The 13,892-nt window shown below is 68.1% G+C and carries 14 protein-coding genes; 7 read left to right on the plus strand and 7 right to left on the minus strand.

Features of this window, described 5'->3' with window-relative positions; translation table 11 throughout:
• Positions 1-39: 39 nt before the first annotated feature.
• A complete protein-coding gene (locus tag AB0M15_RS29375; RefSeq protein ID WP_363824734.1) occupies positions 40-3,501 on the minus strand; it encodes an error-prone DNA polymerase in 3,462 nt (1,153 codons plus the stop codon).
• 64 nt (positions 3,502-3,565) lie between these two features.
• On the opposite strand from AB0M15_RS29375, the gene AB0M15_RS29380 reads away from it, so the two are divergent.
• A complete protein-coding gene (locus AB0M15_RS29380) occupies positions 3,566-3,916 on the plus strand; it encodes a hypothetical protein (protein WP_363824736.1) in 351 nt (116 codons plus the stop codon).
• A gap of 19 nt (positions 3,917-3,935) precedes the next feature.
• Positions 3,936-4,229, plus strand: a complete 294-nt coding sequence (locus AB0M15_RS29385; RefSeq protein ID WP_363824738.1) for a hypothetical protein — start codon at positions 3,936-3,938, stop codon at positions 4,227-4,229.
• 84 nt (positions 4,230-4,313) lie between these two features.
• Here the strand turns inward: AB0M15_RS29385 and AB0M15_RS29390 are convergent, their stop codons facing one another.
• Entirely contained in the window at positions 4,314-4,673 is a 360-nt protein-coding gene (locus AB0M15_RS29390; protein ID WP_363824740.1) for a hypothetical protein, read from the minus strand.
• A gap of 244 nt (positions 4,674-4,917) precedes the next feature.
• Here AB0M15_RS29390 and AB0M15_RS29395 point away from each other — a divergent pair, with 244 nt between their 5' ends.
• The 4 genes from AB0M15_RS29395 to AB0M15_RS29410 all read left to right on the plus strand — a co-directional run bounded on the left by AB0M15_RS29395 (position 4,918) and on the right by AB0M15_RS29410 (position 9,029).
• Complete coding sequence (locus tag AB0M15_RS29395) at positions 4,918-5,463, plus strand: hypothetical protein (protein ID WP_363824742.1); 546 nt, start codon at positions 4,918-4,920, stop codon at positions 5,461-5,463.
• Complete coding sequence (locus tag AB0M15_RS29400; RefSeq protein ID WP_363824747.1) at positions 5,426-5,989, plus strand: tyrosine-type recombinase/integrase; 564 nt, start codon at positions 5,426-5,428, stop codon at positions 5,987-5,989. The genes AB0M15_RS29395 and AB0M15_RS29400 overlap by 38 nt, the downstream gene beginning before the upstream one ends.
• 356 nt (positions 5,990-6,345) lie before the next feature.
• On the plus strand, positions 6,346-8,472 hold the full coding sequence (locus AB0M15_RS29405) for a site-specific integrase (RefSeq protein WP_363824748.1): 2,127 nt from the start codon (positions 6,346-6,348) through the stop codon (positions 8,470-8,472).
• A gap of 47 nt (positions 8,473-8,519) precedes the next feature.
• On the plus strand, positions 8,520-9,029 hold the full coding sequence (locus tag AB0M15_RS29410; RefSeq protein WP_363824750.1) for a hypothetical protein: 510 nt from the start codon (positions 8,520-8,522) through the stop codon (positions 9,027-9,029).
• 175 nt (positions 9,030-9,204) lie between these two features.
• On the opposite strand, the gene AB0M15_RS29415 is transcribed toward AB0M15_RS29410, so the two are convergent.
• The 5 genes from AB0M15_RS29415 to AB0M15_RS29435 all read right to left on the minus strand — a co-directional run bounded on the left by AB0M15_RS29415 (position 9,205) and on the right by AB0M15_RS29435 (position 13,023).
• Positions 9,205-9,459 carry a hypothetical protein gene (locus tag AB0M15_RS29415; RefSeq protein ID WP_363824752.1) on the minus strand — a complete coding sequence of 85 codons (255 nt, stop codon included), beginning with the start codon at positions 9,457-9,459 and terminating at the stop codon, positions 9,205-9,207.
• 262 nt (positions 9,460-9,721) lie between these two features.
• Complete coding sequence (locus AB0M15_RS29420) at positions 9,722-10,594, minus strand: alpha/beta hydrolase (protein ID WP_363824754.1); 873 nt, start codon at positions 10,592-10,594, stop codon at positions 9,722-9,724.
• An 85-nt stretch (positions 10,595-10,679) separates the two neighbouring features.
• Complete coding sequence (locus AB0M15_RS29425) at positions 10,680-11,405, minus strand: SDR family oxidoreductase (RefSeq protein WP_363824756.1); 726 nt, start codon at positions 11,403-11,405, stop codon at positions 10,680-10,682.
• Positions 11,402-12,265, minus strand: a complete 864-nt coding sequence (locus tag AB0M15_RS29430; RefSeq protein WP_363824758.1) for an alpha/beta hydrolase — start codon at positions 12,263-12,265, stop codon at positions 11,402-11,404. The genes AB0M15_RS29425 and AB0M15_RS29430 overlap by 4 nt, the downstream gene beginning before the upstream one ends.
• A 47-nt stretch (positions 12,266-12,312) precedes the next feature.
• Positions 12,313-13,023, minus strand: a complete 711-nt coding sequence (locus AB0M15_RS29435) for an SDR family oxidoreductase (protein ID WP_363824760.1) — start codon at positions 13,021-13,023, stop codon at positions 12,313-12,315.
• Positions 13,024-13,364: 341 nt separating this feature from the next.
• On the opposite strand from AB0M15_RS29435, the gene AB0M15_RS29440 reads away from it, so the two are divergent.
• A complete protein-coding gene (locus AB0M15_RS29440) occupies positions 13,365-13,823 on the plus strand; it encodes a helix-turn-helix domain-containing protein (RefSeq protein WP_363824762.1) in 459 nt (152 codons plus the stop codon).
• Positions 13,824-13,892: the final 69 nt, after the last annotated feature.

Consider the following 13,892-nt stretch of genomic DNA (forward strand, 5'->3'; position numbering starts at 1 on the left):
CGGCGTCCATGCTCTTGACCGCGGTCACCGAACCCAGCACTACCGGAAATCTCGGGATTTGGTTTTGGCAGCGAGTGGGAGTAGTTGGAGTTTTTCGGCGTTGAGGTTGACGACCTGGCCGGTGCGTTGGACGCGGCCGGTGACGATGATGGCGGCGGCGGTGCGGGCGGTTTTGGCGTTGGCGGTCCAGGCGCCGATGGAGACGACGATGTTGGCCATGCCGGTTTCGTCTTCGAGGTTGATGAAGGTGACACCGGAGGCGGTGGCGGGGCGTTGGCGGTGGGTGATGACGCCGGCTACCCGGACGCGGGAGCCGTCGTCGGCTTGGCGGAGGTCGGCGGCGGACAGAATTCCTTGTTCGCGGAGCCAGCCGCGGATGCGCTGAACTGGGTGACTGGTGGTGGTGATGCTGGTGGACCACAGGTCGGCCATGTCGGTCTCGATCTCGCTCATCCCGGGCAGCATCGGCGGCGGCCCGGCGGCGGTGATGCCGGGGAGCCGGTCGGGGCGTTCTTCGGCGGCGGCACCGGCTTGCCAGATCGCTCGACGGCGGTCGAGGCCGAAGCAGTCGAACGCACCTGCAGTGGCGAGCGCGTCGACTTGTTTGGCGGTGATCCCGGTCCGGCGGACCAGGTCGGCCATCGACGTGTACGGGCCGCCGTTGTCGCGTTCGGCGACGATCTTCTCGGCGTCCTTCTCGCCGATCGACCGGACATCGGTCAGCCCGAGCCGTACGGCGTAGGCGCCGTCGCGGCGATGCGTGCTGGTCGAGAACGGAGCGTTGAGGTCGAAGGGGCCTACGACGGGCTGAGGGTCGACCAGGCAGGCCGGGTCGCCGGTCGGGCCACTCAGTTGCTGGCCGTCGACGAGGTGTTCGAGGTCTGCGTTGATGCCGGAGCGGTCGAGGTCGGGGCGGCGGGTTTCGACGCCGTGGCGGCGGGCGTCGGCCACCAGTGATTGCGGGGAGTAGAAGCCCATCGGCTGCGCGCGCAGGAGGGCGGCGAGGAAGGCTGCTGGGTAGTGGAGGCGGAACCAGGTGGAGGTGTAGACGAGCAGCCCGAAGCTGATCGAGTGGGACTCGGCGAACCCGAAGTTCGCGAACGCTTCGATCTTGTCGTAGATCTCCTCCGCCAGGTCGCCAGTGATCCCGTTCGCCTTCATCCCGTCGAATAGCTTGGTTTTCAGGGACGAGATTTTATCGATGCCGCGTTTGGAGCCCATGGCGCGGCGTAGCAGGTCGGCCTCGTCGCCGTCGATGCCGCCGACGGCCATCGCCATCTGCATCAACTGCTCCTGAAACAACGGCACACCCAGCGTCCGCTCGAGAACCGGTTGGAGTTTGGGGTGCAGGTAGGTGATGGGTTCTTGGCCGGTGCGGCGGCGGATGTAGGGGTGCACGGCGCCACCTTGGATCGGCCCGGGACGGATCAACGCGATCTCGGTGACCAGGTCGTAGAAGCGGCGCGGCAGCAGCCTCGGCAGGGTGGCCATCTGCGCGCGGGACTCGACCTGGAACACCCCCACCGAGTCTCCGCGGCAGAGCTGGTCGTAGACGCCGGCTTCCTCCTTCGGGATGGTGTGCAGCGACCAGGCCTCGCCGGTGTGCTCGCGGACCAGGTCGATGCAGTACTGGAGCGCGGCGAGCATGCCGAGGCCGAGCAGGTCGAACTTGACCAGTCCCATCCATGCGCAGTCGTCCTTGTCCCACTGCAACACGGTCCGCTTCTCCTTGCGGGCATGCTCGATCGGCACCACCTCCCCCACCGGCCGCTCCGTCAGCACCATCCCACCGGAATGAATCCCCAGGTGCCGCGGGAACTTCAGCAACTGGGTCGCCAAGGCGGTGACGCGTTGCGGGATGTCGCCCTCTCCCCCGCCACCGGCCGCGATATCGGGTGACCAACCGTCGATGTTCTTGGACCAGGCGTCTTGCTGGCCGACGGAGTAGCCGAGGGCTTTGGCGGCGTCGCGGATCGCGGACTTTGGCCGGTACGAGATGACGTTGGCGACCTGGGCGGCGTTGCGGCGCCCGTACTTGCCGTAGACGAACTGGATCACTTCTTCGCGCCGGTCGGAGTCGAAGTCGACATCGATGTCGGGTTCCTCGGTGCGGGTCGCGGCCAGGAACCGCTCGAACGGCAAGCCATACAAGATGCTGTCCACCGCCGTGATCTCCAGCGCGTAACAAACCGCAGAGTTCGCGGCCGATCCCCTGCCCTGGTAGAGGATCTGCTTGTTGCGGGCGAACCGGCAGATGTCGAACACGATCAAGAAATAGCCTGGGAAGCCGCGCTCCTCGATCACGTCCAACTCCCGGTCGAGGCGCTGGTAGGCGTCCGGGCGTTGCTCGCGGGTGCCGTAGCGGGTCTTCGCGCCGCTGTAGGTGAGGTGCCGCAGCCAGCTCATCGGGGTCTGCCCCTCCGGCACGTCCCGCAACGGCAACCGCGGCTTCGCGCGACGCAGGTCGAACCCGAGCTGCTTGGCCAGCCGCACTGAGTACTCCACCGCTCCGGGGTACCGACGGAACTGCTGCCGCATCTCAGCGCCGGAGCGCAGGAACGCCATGCCGGCCGGCGGCAGCCATCCGTCCATCGCGTCAAGGTCACGCCGTGCCCGTACTGCGGCGAGCGCCGCGGCGAGCTGGTGGTCGCGCGGGTTCGCGTAGTGCACGTTGTTCGTCGCCACCACCGGCAGGCCCCGCGTCGCGGCCAGGTCGGCGAGGATCCGGTTGCGGGTCGAGTCGGTCGGCAACTGATGGTCGGTCAGCTCGACCACGACCCGGTCGGTACCGAAGAGCGCGACCAGCCGGTCGAGTTCACGGTCGGCGGCAGCCGGCCCGTCGACTGCTCCCCCGGCCTCGAGCGCCTGCCGTACGGCGCCCTTGCGGCATCCGGTGAGCACGATCCAGTGATCGCGGCCGCGGGCAGACAGTTCCTCCAGGTCGTACACGGGCCGGCCTTTCTCGCCGCCCGCGAGCTGGGCTTCGGTAATCGCGCCGGCCAGCCGGTGATAGCCCTCCTGCCCTTCGGCCAACACCAGCAAGTGACTGCCTTCCGGATCCGCCACACCGTTCTGCGGACCCGACAGCCCCAGCGACAACTCCGCACCGAACACCGTCGGCACACCATGCGCCGTCGCGGCCTCGGCGAACCTCGCTGCACCGTAGAAGCCGTCATGATCGGTCAGCGCCAGACCGTGCAGGCCGAGATCGGCCGCGGTCTCCACCAGCCTCTCCGGCTGCGACGCACCATCCAGGAAAGAGAACGTCGAATGCGCATGCAACTCGGCGTACGGGACGGCCTCCGCGCGGAGCCGGGCCGCCCGATCGATCGGCGACTCACCATCGGCCGCGGGGACGTACGGGCCGCGATGCTGACTCCACGCCGGCGAATCGCCACCGTCGCCTGCCGCGGGGCGGCCTCCGTCGCTGCCTGGCCGCGACCGGTTCGACAGGCGCCGCTCCAGCTCCGACCACTTCACCGGCGGATTGTCGTAGCCCATACACGTTCCTCCCGTTAACACCGAGACTAGAACATATGTTCGAACATCGGCTATCGTGGGTGCCATGCTTGGACGGTTCACAGTGCGCCCCTCCGACGCCGGCGACGGCACCTACGGCGTGTGGGACGGCGCGGTCAACGGCTGGCGTGCGCCGAATCTCGATAAGACCGAGGCCGAGCGGATCAAGACCGATCTCGACCTGCAGTTCAACGCTCACGGGCCGCGCCCAGCCGACGATGTCCGCAGCGTTGACCCGCCCCAGCCCGTCGAGCACCTGACTGCCTGGGAGCCCGCCGAACTGGACGCCTGGATCCGCGACGGCGGCCAATGGCTCGGCCGGGTCCGCGACCGCGACGGACACATCGCCTGGATCCCGCAATCCGACCTCCGCCCCGCCGGACAACAGACTCCCTGACATCGAGGAGAGTGAACTGATGGCAGGTGGACCCACGATCAGGCTCGACGGCGGACCAGGCCACGGGCAGATCTACTTCGAGGACGAGTTCCGCGACCGGATCAGAGCCGCACAACGGATGCATCGCACCGAACCGGACGCGGCCGGCTGGGCCCTCGGTTACGCGCCCGGCGGGATCTCGGCGGGCGGCGGAAGGCTCTGGATCTGGCAAGGCATCAACTGCCACCCCGCCGATCCGCGCGACCCTGACTTGGCCCACTACGGTGCCGCGTTCGCAGCCGAACTCCACTCCGTACCTCGAACTGCCGCCTAATTAAGTACCGCGAGACTGGGGTGAGTCGGGGGTTTCTTCACCGGTACTGCGGCCCGGGCACTGCCGACCCAGTAGCTCGGCTGCCTAGGGGTTGAGGCGCTTGACGTCATTGGGGGTGAGGTCTGCGCGAACACGGTGGAACCGCAGGGGGTGGCGATAATGGTCGCCTTGTTTGGCTGCGTCGGCGGCGACTTCGACCACGACGACCGGTTTGACCTTGACGATCGCTACCTTCTTCGCGCCGCGGCCCCAATGGCCGGGGCCGATCTCGTCGGGCCACGGATGCCGGACGCCGGCGGGTTTCAGGGCCGCAGCGAGTTCGGCCGCCTGGGCCGCGGCCAGCGGCACGGTCCGCCCGACGATCTCCAGGTCACGGCCTCGATACAGCCCGCACACCGCGACCTCTGGATGTCTCAGGCTGCCGGTGACGGCGCCGACGATCACTTCGATCGTCTCGCGGTGTTTGACCTTTTAGAGGGCTGGATTTTGTGTCGTGCACTGTCGCGTTGAGGACCGATTTGGCACGTCTACGACACCCCGCTCTGGGGTGAGGGCGTGCGCGCCGCGAGGTTCTACGTTGGCGCTCGTGTCAGGTGACGGGTGGGCCGCGGGAGGCGGAGTGCGAGTGTTTGCGGTGCAACTGCCGTCGGGTGTTCGGTATTGGACGGTGCTGGACGGGGATCTCCGGATGCATCGGGCCGCGGACGACTTCTTGCGGCATCTGCGGTTTGGCCGGGGTCGCGCGGAGGGTACGACGACGTACGCGACGTCGGTTTCGCTGTACTTGCTGTGGTGCGGGCAGGTCCACAGGGACTGGTGGGACGCGGTAGATCGGCTGGGCGCGTTCATGCTGTGGCTGCGCCATGCAGAGGGGCCTGCTGCAGGCGCTGGGATCAGCTCGCCGGGGCTGGTGGTGCGGCAGGCGGGCAGGATCAACGCGGTCCTGGTCGCGGTGCGCGAGTTCTTGAAGCACGCGGTTGCAGCAGGCGAGGCTCCGGCTCGGGTGTTGTCGGCTCTGTACGAGATCAGTGACGATCGCTGGCTGCCGGCGGATCTGCGCGGCGAGCGCAATGGCCTGCGCTTCGTGGCCAGGCCGCGTCATCGGCTGTCGGTTCCGGCGTCAGTCGGCGAGGTCCAGCGACGACGACGCGCTCGCGTTGCTGCGCGCATGCCGGTCGGCGCGGGACCGGTTCATCGTGGTGCTGCTCGGCCGGGCCGGCCTACGGCGGGGTGAGGCGGCGGGCCTTCGGCGCCCCGACATGCATATGGCGCTGGATTCGAGGTCGTTGGGTTGTGAGGTTCCTGGCGAGCACCTGCACGTCGTTCGCCGGGAGGACGCGCCGAATGGCGCGATCGCGAAGTCACCATGGTCCCGGGTCGTGCCGCTGGACTTCTTGGTGGTGCAGGCCTACGACGCCTACTGCTGGGAACGACAGCAGGTGCCGGCCGCCGCTGGCTGCGACTTCGTGCTGGTGAACCTGTTCCGGGAGCCTCTTGGTGCACCGATGCGGCCGGGATCGGTGACCGAACTGCTGGCGGCGCTGTCGCGCCGAGCGGGACTGGAGCGACCGGTGCATCCACACATGCTGCGCCACGCCTTCGCGAGCAACGTGCTGGATGCAGGCGGAACCTTGGACGAGGCGCAGGCCCTGCTGGGACACGCGAGTCTGGCCTCGACGCAGGTCTACGCACATCCAGCGCCAGCGCGGCTACGAGCGGCAGTGGATCGGCTCGCTCGGGACACCACAGGGCGCCGATGACCACCCCGCATCCCGCACTCGTCGTCGGTGCAGGCTTTGGGGACGACCTGCGGTTGTCGCGGCTGGAGGCCTTGCTGGATCCTGTGTTCCTGGCCGAGGCCGGCTAGGATGCCGAGCAGGCGCTGCTGCGGCCGTCGCCGGATCACCGACTGCTCGGCTGGTCGCATTGCTCGGTGCCAGGCTGCAGGGTCGAAACCAGCAAACAGCTCTGCAACGGCTGCCGGCGGCGGCAGACCGACAGTGGGTTGTCGCCTGAGCAGTTCATCGCTTCGGCGCCGGCGAAGAGGCACGGTGGCGCCGAGGGTCGGTGGCTGTTCGATGAACGACTCTGCCGAGTCGACCGATGCCAACGACCGATGTACGCCCGCACCATGGGGTTGTGCAACTCGCACACCATTCGATGCCGCGACCTGTTCGGCCGGATCGATCCAGCCGACGTCCCGCTATTCCTGGCACGCTCCGACGTCCGGCCCTTCCCGAGCTGGGGGCCATGCAGGGTCGTCGCCTGCCTGCGGCTGGCCTACAACGGCGTCGGCCTGTGTCTGCTCCACTCACAGCGATGGCACGAGACACTGCGCAGCGATGTCGACGCGGATCTGGCTGAGTGGTGCCGCCGCGAGGATGGCGTCACCGTGTCCGGTGTCGCGAACCTCCGCGGCCTGCCGCGGCCGATCGTGCTCGAGTTCCTCGGTGGCCTGCAGTTGCGCGCCGGGCAGGGCAGGAAGACTCGGCCTTCTCAAGCGAATCGGCTCGCACGGGCCGCGCGGCATCAACAGGTTGCCAGCCTGCGTGATATCAATCTGGACGGTCTCGGCGAAGACGTGAAGAGCCTGGTCGCGTTGCTGGTGCGCGACGTCGACCGCGCGACAACCACCCCCGGGGAGGAGCAGCGCAAGGATCACTGGGATTTGGCCGTCCTTGGCTCGGTCGGCCGGATCGACTTCACCATCTTGACCCAGCCGTGGCTGCGAGAAGTCGCCAAGCACTGGGCCAGCGAAGACCTGGCCCGGCGCCGCGGCGACAGCGCCGGCATGGTGGTGCGAACCCACATCGGGTCCCTGGCCGAACTGTCCACCACGCTGCGACTGACCCGCGTCGACCACGGCCTCAACCCGACCGCGCTCGGCCGGCCGGACATCGTGGCGTTCCTGACCCGGCTGGGCCATCTCGAGCAGACCGAAGCAATCTCGGCGAATCGGCGGTATCAGGTCGTCCGGCATGTCCGGACCGTCCTGCGCGACGCGCGGGATCTCGGCATGACCCGGCCTGACGGCTGCGCAGCCGGGCTCCCGGGCGAGTTCGGTGTTCGGCCCGAAGACGTCCCGCCGCCGGCCCACGTCGACGGTCCTGGCCGCGCGCTGCCAAACGAGGTCATGAACGTGCTCAACGACGCACTGCCGCTGCTGGAGACCAGGAGCGGTCGTTCCTCGCGAGTGGCGGTGGAGGTCCTCATGGACACCGGCCGCCGCCCCGACCAGGTCTGCCAGCTCCCGCTGGACTGCCTGGACCGCGACGGCGACGGCAAGTACGTACTGATCTACACCGACTACAAGGAGAATCGGCTACAGCGCCGGCTGCCGATCCCCGACAGCACCGCGGCCCTGATTCGCGGGCAGCAGGCTGCAGTCCGCGAGGCCTTCCCCGCCGCCGACCCGCGTCACCTGGTCCTGATCCCGGCCGCCTCGGCAAACCCACAAGGAACCAAGTCGCTACGCGCGACGGGACTGACGAACCTTCACCGCGGGTGGGTCGACCAGCTACCCGAGTTCAGGCTGACCGACGGGGGGATCTTCCCGCACGCGGCGGTCGTTGCCTACGCCTACCGACACACCTACGCCCAGCGGCACGCTGACGCAGGCACACCGATCGAGGTGCTGCGCGAGCTGATGGGCCATCGCAGTGTCCACTCGACCGAGGCCTACTACCGGATCACCGAGGTCCGCACGCGGGCTGCGGTGACCCGAGTGGCCGACCACCAGTTCGACGGCTCCGGCAATCGGGTCTGGCGCCAAGTTGCCGTCCTGCTCGACAGCGAACGCGCCCGCATGCGCGTCGGCCAGGTCGCCGTCCCCTACGGCACTTGTACCGAACCGTCCAACGTCCAAGCAGGAGGCAGTGCCTGCCCCTTCCGGTTCCGCTGCCTCGGGTGCGGCCACTTCCGCACCGACGTCTCCTATCTGCCCGAACTTCGCGCCCACCTGGATCGGCTGCTCGCAGACAGAGAACGCGTCATCGCCGCTACCGAACTCGAACCGTGGGCCCGAACCGAGGCCGTGCCCAGTGACACCGAGATAGAGAAGGTGCGCGCCCTGATCAGACAGCTCGACGACCACGTCGACGACCTCACCCCGGCTGAACGCGACCAGATCACCGAGGCGATCGGCGTCCTCCGCACGACACGCCAGGCGGTGGTCCACCTAGGCATGCCAATCGCACCACCGGCCAGCGGCGACCCGCGCGATGTCCGGCCGGCCGGCCGGTGATCCAAACAAGTGGCCCGGCGGATTCCGCGACTGGTCAGGAGCAGCCATTGGCGCGGGCTCGCCGCCGCGACACCGCGCGGAGGCGCCTGCAGGTCCACAACGCGATCGCCGAGCAGGTCTCCGCCGGCGCAGACATCACCGTGTCCTCCATTGCGCGTGCTGCCCGAGTGCATCGCAGCTTCATCCACCGCCACCCCGACCTGCACGCCGCTGTCCTGGCCGCGGCCGCTGTCCCCGCAGAGCTGCAACCAACAACGGCGCAAACCAGCGTTGCGTCTCTTCGCGCCGACCTGCTCAACATCCGCGCGCACAACACCCGACTGCAACAACACGTCCGAGCCCTGGAACACCGGCTGCCGGAAAGCCTCGGCCAGGCCGTCTATCGCGATAGCGGCCTCGGAGCACCCGATGACATCCGCGGCCTCCAGGAGACACTTACCGACCGCGAGCAGCAACTCCTTGAGCTACGCCGCAAACTCGAGGAACGCGAAGACGAACTCGCTGCGGCACGAGCGGCCAATCGCGAACTGATGACTCAACTCAATACCCGCTGTTGAGCGACGACCACGACACCTGCTGGACATCGAGGGGATCGATGTCAGCTCCCACGCGCGCCATTCGAAGCGGGTGATCGAGTCTGTCGGCGAGGTCGCCGCGCCGGACGAGGCGCTGAACATCCTGCTGCAGCGTGAAGCTGCCGCTGCCGTCAATGATCGGGAGGTCGCCGTTTGGCTAGAGTTCAACGATTTCGTCGTAGGCGAAGGTCATCAGGTGTTCACTGACGAAGGGCAGTCGCTCGATCTCGGCCTTCAGGCTGGCGAGGCTGTCGTGCTGGAAGATGCCGACGACGCCGTGTTTGGCGGTGTAGCGGTAGGCCGATGTGACTGTTCCTTCGGCCCGCAACTGGTTGAGTACGGCGGTCTCTAGTTCGGCATAGTGGACCAGCTGCTCGGGCTTGGTGATCGTTGCTGTCGCGAGGAATTGCACGGCGTGTCCTTTCGGTGACCAGATGCCGGTGGTAGTTCGGCTGGCGCCGAGCTCGGTTGGGGGGAGGCCGACCATCGCAGTGGCCTTCGGGAGTTCTGTGAGAAGCACATGCATCGGCAGCCGAACATGGTCCTGCCGATGGCGAACATGCTGACTTCGAGCGGTGATGACTGCGAGCGGCGTCGGCGGTCCTGACACACCGCAGGGGCGTGGTGCTTGGCCCGGCGCAGTGGGTCTGCGCCGGGCCAAGCGCTTCGTCTGGTCAGCGAGTCGTGGTGGCCGCTTTGACGATGACGCGGGTTACCTGGTCAGGTTGCGAGATCAGCGACAGGTGAGAGCCGTCGATTTCGGTGACGTGGGCGTGGGCGCGGGCCGACATCAGCTTTTGGCTGTGCGGCGGGATGACCTTGTCCTGCCGGCTGATGAGCGCCCAGGACGGGATGGTCTTCCATGCCGGGGTCGTGGAGGGTTCACTGAAACCGCCGGTCGCGAACGGGGTCTGGGTTGCGGCCAGTAGGGCGGCTTTGTTGCGGGGCAGGTCGTTGGCGAACCCGGTCGCGAAGGTCTGCGGCAGCACGTAGGAGTCGCCGGCTCCGGCGGGGGCGCCGGGGTAGCCGGTGAGCCGCAAGACGCTGGCCGGGTTGGTCAGGGCGGGTTCGAGGATCGACCCGGATCCCGCGGTGAGGCTGCCGATCGACTCACCCTGGTCAGGGGCGAACGCGTCGATGTACACCAGGGCTTTGACGTTGGGGTTGCCGGTCGCGGCGTCGGTGATCACGAATCCGCCGTAGGAGTGTCCGGCGAGCACGATCGGGCCGGTGATCGCGGCGAGGTAGTCGCGCAGGTACTCGCTGTCGGATGCCGGTCCGCGGCCGGGTTGTGGGGCGACGGCTACGGGGTAGCCGAGGTGCTGGAGCTGGGCGATCTCGCCGCTCCAGCTGGACCCGTCGGCCCAGGCGCCGTGCACCAGCACGACGGTCGGCTTCGGCCCGGCGGCGACGTAGAGCGGCGTACTCGAGTGCTGCGGCGGGTTTGCCGAGGCGGAGGTGAGCGAGGCGGTGAGGACGCCGGCGCCGATGAGGACGCTTGCGGCCAGGGCTGTGGCCGTTCGGCCGTGCCGTGGGAAGAACTTCATGGGATTTCCTTCGTGAGAGTCGGGGTCGAACACAGCCGGGTGGCGTGTTCGGGACAGCGGTTACCGCTGACGCGCAACGATCCGGTCAGGCCGTCGTAGGTCGCAGCTCGCCTTCGACGAGCTGTAGTTGCAGTGCTTCGACCGGTCCGGACAGGACCGCTTTGAAGGCCCGGCTGGAGTCGTCGGCGAGTACCTCGGCCGCGTCGGCCTCGATGGCTTCGACGATTTGCCGGGCGACGTCCCCTGCGGGGTTCTTGACGACCTCTAGATCGTGGGTCATGTCGGTGGCGGTGTAGCTGAGGTGGGCGCCGAGGACATGGGTGTGCTGGTCGGCCAGGGCGACGCGCAGCGAGTTGGTGATCGACCAGGCCGCTGCCTTCGATGCGCCGTAGACGCCGGCGCCGGCGGTCCAGGACTGGACCGACAAGATGTTGACCAGCGTGCCGCCGCCGTTGGCGGCGAGGATGGGCGCGAACTCCTGCGAGACGCGCAGTAGCCCGAACACGTTGACGTCGAAGACCCGCCACATACTGTTGTCGCTGGTCGTGGTGATGTTCTCGCGTGCGGATTCGCCGGCGTTGTTGACCAGGATCGACACGTCGCGAGCTTGCGCCGCGACGTCGAGCACTGACTGGCGTTCGGTGACCTCGAGGCGCAGCGGGATGATCCGTGGGTCGGTCTCGGGCGTCGGGGTGCGGGCGGTGACGTAGACCTTGGTCGCACCGGCGGCAAGCAGCGCGTCGGTGATGGCCTTCCCGAGGCCGCGCTGCCCACCGGTCACCAGCGCCACAGCGCCCGCGACTGCGCTCATGCGCCCGGGGTGCTGGTGGCAGCGGTGCCGTCCAAGCTGGCGGAGTCCTGAGTCGGGTCGTGTTCGACGACCCACCGCAAGACGTAGCTGGCCACGTCTTCCCAGCCACTGTCGAACACGAGCGAGTGGCCACGCCCCTCGAAGGCGTGGTAGTCGGTGACCGCGGCCGAGTTGGCGTAGAGGTCGTGCGCCTGGCGGGCGACGACCTCGGGCGCCGTGTGGTCCTTGGTGGCTCCGGTGATCAGCAGCGGCCCGCGGCGGTCGAGGCTGGTGTCGACGGCTGTCGGGGACTGTGGGTCCTTCTTTGCGGCGGTGAGCTCGAAGATGGTGCGGCCGGGACCGGGGATGGCGTAGGTGTCGAACAGTTGCCGGGACTCGGCTTTGCTCAGGGTGTTGCCGAATCCGAAGCGGAACTGCCTGGCGCTCAAGGCCACGGCGCGGGCCTTGTTCTTGGGGTTGCGCAGCACCGGCAGCGCGGAGCGGATCTGGGCCAGCGGCAGTTTGTCAGCCCCCTTGATGGGTGCCGGGCTGACAGCGACCGCGGCGGCAGCGTGGCCGTCGGCGAGCAACTTCTGGGCGATCAGGCCGCCGAAGGAGTGGCCGATGACGATGGGTTTGCTGGGCAGGTCCGCGATGTAGCGGGCGTAGCCGGCGGTGAGTTCGGCGACGCCGAGCCCAGCCAGGGCTTCGGGGTGCGCACGGGTTGCGGCGGCGGTGGCGGCGTCGCCGGTCCAGCCGGGGGCGTGCGGGCTGTACCCGGCATCGGCGAACAGGGCTTGCCAGGGTTGCCAGGCGTCGGAGTGGATCCACAGCCCGTGGATGAACACGACGGGTCGTGCCGGAATGTTCGGTGTGGACATGCTGTCTCCTCGCGCCCGCGGGCGCGTAATAGGTAGGTCGGGTGGGGTTATGCGGCTGGTCGAAGGAGCTCGGGGTAAAGGGCCGCGACGCCGCCGGCGAGGTTCGTCCGGACTGCACGGGCCATGTCGTCAGCGAGGACTTCGAGCTCGCCGGATTCCAGGCCGTCGAGCGCGATCGCCGCGACCAGGGCGGGGTCACTCTTGGCGACGTCGACGTGGGCGACCATGTCGGTGTCCATATAGCCGACGTGCAGCGCACTGACCTGGGTCTGCTGCGCGACCAGTTCGCCACGTACTCCGTTCGTCAGCGACCAGGCCGCGGACTTCGCGGCCGAGTAGCCGGTGTAGCCGGGGTATGACACCCAGGACAGCACCGACAACACATTGAGGATGGCGCTGCGCTCGTGCGCCGCGAGCTGCGGGTTGAACGCCCGGATCACGTCCAACGGACCGAAGTAGTGGGTACGCATCTCCAGTTCCAGGTCGTCGCGGTCACCGTCGACCAGCCCGGCGCCGGTGAACGAGCCGGCGTTGTTGACGACGATGGACACGCCGCGAGTCTGCGCGGCGGCCGCGGCGATCGAAGCCCGGTCGGTGACGTCGAGCTGAATCGGGACAGCACCGGGGACATCGATCCTGTCGGGGTTGCGGGCCGCCGCGTAGACGGTCGCGCCGCGGGCGATCAGCTGCTCGGTCAGGTGCCGGCCGAGGCCGCGGTTGGCGCCGGTCACCAAAGCAGTGCTGCCGTCAATCTGCATGTCGATCCGTTCTGAGCAAGGACAAGCGCGCCAACGGACGGCCCTCATCGGACCTGCCTTCGCAGCGGCTTCGGGGATGTGGCCAAGCGGCCGAAGATGGAGAAACCTCAGGCCTGCGAGAACCCGTCCCCAGGGGTCGTCGCCGACTCGACTGTGCGCTGGCCTCCATCTATCGCACTCACCCTGACATACTGACTTGGAAAAAGCAAGGCAGGTGGCGTGCGGGCCGCCGAGCCGGGAGGGGTGTTGACCGGGCCTGGGTTGGAAAAGTTGGTAGACTCGTCGGGTTATGACATCCTCCCGCGCAGGCGCGTGGCCGTGAGAATCCGGAGGCGGAACCGATGCCGATCGCGGTGTTGCAGAAGAGCAGCTGTTCAGTGGCGCGCAGCCTGTCGATTTTGGGTGAGCGATGGACGCTGCTGATCCTGCGCGTCGCACTGGAGGGCGAGACCCGTTTCGAGGTCTTCCGGGAGTCCCTCGGGATGGCACCGGACGTGCTCAGCGATCGCCTCAACACCCTGGTCGAGTACGGCGTGATGACCAAGGAGGCCTACCAGGAGCCGGGCAGCCGTACGCGCTACGAGTATCACCTCACCGAGGCCGGCCGGGAACTGCATGTGGTCATCGGTGGCCTGCAGCAATGGGGTGACGATCACATGCCCTGGGATGACGGGCCGACCGTCGTGCGCCAGTCGCGCAAGACCGGCAGGCCGGTCCGGGTCGCGTTCGTTGACGAGCGCGGCCGCGAGATTCCTCTCGACCAGGTCGAGACCCTGCACACTGCCGCCTACCCCGCCTAGCGCGCCGAGCCCCGAACTCCGCGGACGCGCACCTGACGTCGCGCTAGAGCCTCGTGTCGCCAGCCGGAT

This window comes from Kribbella sp. NPDC051718 (assembly GCF_040681515.1).
In the GTDB taxonomy this organism is placed as follows: Bacteria; Actinomycetota; Actinomycetes; order Propionibacteriales; family Kribbellaceae; genus Kribbella.

What these genes read in the sequence shown, in the direction of transcription:
- AB0M15_RS29375 (WP_363824734.1), bottom strand. Translation starts at nt 3,501, where the DNA reads ATGGGCTACGACAATCCGCCGGTGAAGTGGTCGGAGCTGGAGCGGCGC.
- AB0M15_RS29380 (WP_363824736.1), top strand. Translation starts at nt 3,566, where the DNA reads ATGCTTGGACGGTTCACAGTGCGCCCCTCCGACGCCGGCGACGGCACC.
- AB0M15_RS29385 (WP_363824738.1), top strand. Translation starts at nt 3,936, where the DNA reads ATGGCAGGTGGACCCACGATCAGGCTCGACGGCGGACCAGGCCACGGG.
- AB0M15_RS29395 (WP_363824742.1), top strand. Translation starts at nt 4,918, where the DNA reads ATGCATCGGGCCGCGGACGACTTCTTGCGGCATCTGCGGTTTGGCCGG.
- AB0M15_RS29405 (WP_363824748.1), top strand. Translation starts at nt 6,346, where the DNA reads ATGTACGCCCGCACCATGGGGTTGTGCAACTCGCACACCATTCGATGC.
- AB0M15_RS29420 (WP_363824754.1), bottom strand. Translation starts at nt 10,594, where the DNA reads ATGAAGTTCTTCCCACGGCACGGCCGAACGGCCACAGCCCTGGCCGCA.
- AB0M15_RS29425 (WP_363824756.1), bottom strand. Translation starts at nt 11,405, where the DNA reads ATGAGCGCAGTCGCGGGCGCTGTGGCGCTGGTGACCGGTGGGCAGCGC.
- AB0M15_RS29430 (WP_363824758.1), bottom strand. Translation starts at nt 12,265, where the DNA reads ATGTCCACACCGAACATTCCGGCACGACCCGTCGTGTTCATCCACGGG.
- AB0M15_RS29435 (WP_363824760.1), bottom strand. Translation starts at nt 13,023, where the DNA reads ATGCAGATTGACGGCAGCACTGCTTTGGTGACCGGCGCCAACCGCGGC.
- AB0M15_RS29440 (WP_363824762.1), top strand. Translation starts at nt 13,365, where the DNA reads ATGCCGATCGCGGTGTTGCAGAAGAGCAGCTGTTCAGTGGCGCGCAGC.